The sequence below is a fragment of the Trichococcus sp. genome (assembly GCF_049589555.1).
GTDB lineage: Bacteria > Bacillota > Bacilli > Lactobacillales > Aerococcaceae > Trichococcus.
In genome coordinates, this window is the sequence record NZ_JBAWAZ010000350.1 from 1 (window position 1) to 3,022 (window position 3,022).

The 3,022-nt window shown below is 46.0% G+C and carries 3 protein-coding genes; 1 reads left to right on the forward strand and 2 read right to left on the reverse strand.

The genetic code is table 11. From position 1 onward, the window contains the following. On the reverse strand, positions 1 to 499 hold a 499-nt coding region (locus tag WBV27_RS12085), incomplete at its 3' end, for a DEAD/DEAH box helicase (protein ID WP_424202384.1). Between the two features lie 419 nt (positions 500 to 918). After that, positions 919 to 1,776, reverse strand: coding sequence for a MurR/RpiR family transcriptional regulator (locus tag WBV27_RS12090; protein WP_424202385.1), 858 nt, complete (start codon positions 1,774 to 1,776; stop codon positions 919 to 921). A 272-nt stretch (positions 1,777 to 2,048) separates the two neighbouring features. On the opposite strand from WBV27_RS12090, the gene WBV27_RS12095 reads away from it, so the two are divergent. After that, positions 2,049 to 3,022: Gfo/Idh/MocA family oxidoreductase (locus WBV27_RS12095; RefSeq protein WP_424202386.1), on the forward strand; the 974-nt coding region annotated here is incomplete at its 3' end.

Consider the following 3,022-nt stretch of genomic DNA (forward strand, 5'->3'; position numbering starts at 1 on the left):
CATGGAGCATCCCCATATCCAACATCATATCGGCTTCGTCCAAGACAAAGAAATCTACCTGGTTCAGTTTGATGTATCCTTGTCCGATAAGGTCCAACAGTCTGCCTGGCGTCGCCACAAGGATATCTGTTCCGCGTTTCAGCGCGGTTGTCTGAGGATTCTGGGAAACACCGCCAAAAATGACTTGGATCTTCAATGGAAGGTATTTTGCGTAAATTTGGAAGCTTTCGCCGATCTGTAGGGCAAGTTCACGGGTAGGGGCAAGGATCAGGGCTTTGATGTTACCTTTTCCAGATGTTCCTGCTTCTGTTAGGTTCTGAAGAATCGGGAGGGCAAAGGCAGCGGTCTTACCGGTACCAGTTTGGGCGCAACCCAACAAATCCTTGTTGTTCATCAGATGCGGAATGGCATCTTCTTGGATGGGCGTAGCTTTCGTGTAGCCTGCCTCTTTCAGTGCGCGCAGCAGGTTTTGATTCAATTCTAGTTCTTTAAATAACAAATGGTTCTCCTTCAGCATGTTCTACATGCATTTGATTTTAGTGGGTTTGTTTCGGGTCAGGTCAGTTTGGGAAAGAGAGTTGGACTCCCGTTTGCCAAATTCCTCCCCGCGAAACGTTATATAGGTTCTCTGAGCAACAGCGTGACTGGCCTACTATATCACAAATGGAAGCAAAAGTCATAGAATTCCATTTTCTAAGGAAATAAATAGCTTGCAAAGGAAGCGGGGGAGGAGATGAGGAATCCAAAATAACCCGCCAAAATCCATTTGGCGGGCTAGCATACAGAATTTTCATCAGAATTCCCCGCCAAATGCTCTTTGGAAGGTAATCCTGGGGGTGGATCGATCCGAAAAACCCGCCAACGCACATTTGGCCGCGTAAATGCCACTTGGTTCTTTAAGGCGCCCATGACAAAGTTTTATAGCAGTTCCCATTTCTTCGCCGCTTCTGTTTTGCGCTTGAGGCTGTTGAGGTTTTTCGTGTATTCGCGCGCGTAGAGGATCGAAAACAACGTATTCAGTATATATTCAAAGGATATCTGAGAAGAGAAGGTGCCGACTTTGAAGAAGTCGAACTCATCATAAGGCACCTCGATCACAAGGTCGCACAGCTTGCTCGTTGTTTGCTCCGTATTTGCCGTCAGCAGGATGCAAGGGATCTTCATGGAATTCAGATATTTGATGATCTTTCTGTGGTTGGTTGAATTGCCGCCGTAACTGATGAACAGAGCACAATCGGCTTTGCCCATGCTCATGGCATTCCAGGCCGCTTCGCCGTATTCGTCGCCAATGATCAGATGCTTGTTGATTTTGATGAGTTTGTTCTGGTAGCTACGGGCGCGGATCTGGGAATCGCCCGTACCGAAAAGGAAGATCTTATCCGCCTTTTGCAGCAGATCCACCGCTTTGTTCAGTTTGTCCTTTTCCAGTTTCACCAAGGTTTTTCTGATCGTTTCGATCGTCAGGTCGGCCATTTTTTTGGCGATGTCCATCGAACCGTCCATCGGCAGGAACGGGAAGTTGGGATCGACGTTTGTAGGCGTATGTTTGTTGCTTTGGATTTCGTGGATCAGCGCCACCTTGAAGCTGCGATAGCCTGAAAAACCCAATTTCTGGCTGAGCCTGATGATTGCTGAATGGGAAGTGAAGGTGTTTTCTGCAAGTTGCTGGATCACCATATCTGGCACATCATCCAAGTTTGTCAAAATGTAATCAGCGATTCTTTGCTCGGTGTCCGTAAAACTTTCTTTCAATTTCAATTTTTTCAGCAAACTCATCCTGTTCCCTCCATATATAACGTATCCAGCAATGATTCGATCCACTTAACCGATCCGGTATTTCCTTCAATATAAGCAATAAACCCCGAAAAGGCAACTGCCAACAGCAAATTACAAAGGATATTCCTATGGGCGCTGAACATTATGTTCAATGTTTTACAAGCAAAGCGGTCTTGCGTTGAACAGCAGGTCCTATCTGGTTTAAAAGCGTTTTCGTAAGGGTTGTTATTCCCTATAATGAGGCCATGCAAGAGAAATGGAGGAATTATTTTATGTTAACAATCGCTTATATCGGCGGCGGGAAAAGTGCCCACCGTTATCACATGCCCTTCTCCCTGAAAAACGAAAACATCCGCGTCAAGACAATCTTTTCTCCGGTACAAAACGATGCCTGGGAAAAAGTACCAGGAGTTCTTTACACAGACAACATTGAAGACATCTGGAGCGATGATGAAGTCCAATTGGTAGTGGTGTCCACGCCATCAGACTTCCATTATCAATATGGCAAAATGGCCCTGGAAAAAGGCAAGAACGCGCTGGTTGAAAAACCCTTCACGAACACTTCCGCAGAAGCCAAAGAACTGTTCGCCTTGGCGAAAGAAAAAAATCTCTTTATCCAATGCTACCAAAACCGCAGATTCGACTCGGATTTCCTGACTGTCCAAAAAGTGATTGAGAGCGGCGTTCTGGGGGATATCCTGGAAGTCGAAATGCACTACGACTACTTCAGACCGGAAATTCCGGAGTCGATCACAAGCTTTTCGAAAGTGAACAGCTATCTGTACGGACACGGTTGTCATACGCTCGATCAAGTGCTCTCTTATTTCGGCAATCCGGAACGGATTACGTACGATGTGAGACAGCTGTTAGGAAAAGGTCGTTTCAATGATTACTTCGATTTGGACCTGTTCTATGGGCAGAAAAAAGTTTCTGTAAAATCCAGCTATTTCCGCCTGAAGGAACGTCCTAGCTTCATCGTAACTGGAAAAAAAGGATGCTTCGTCAAGCAGACGAAAGATCGCCAAGAGGAGCACCTAAAAATGTTCCATATGCCTACGAACGCTGATTTCGGGATAGATTTGCCGGAACATTACGGTGTCCTCACGTATATGGATGACGCGGGCCGTTACCACGAAGAAAAAGTCGTTTCCGAAGTGGGAGATTACGGACGGATCTATGCCGGCGTCTATGAGTCAATCGTCAATGGAAAAGAAAAAATCGTCAAAGATGAAGAGACCATCCGCCA

Bases quoted from the DNA above. Each gene is read 5' to 3' on its own strand.
- WBV27_RS12090 (WP_424202385.1), bottom strand. From the start codon at position 1,776: ATGAGTTTGCTGAAAAAATTGAAATTGAAAGAAAGTTTTACGGACACC.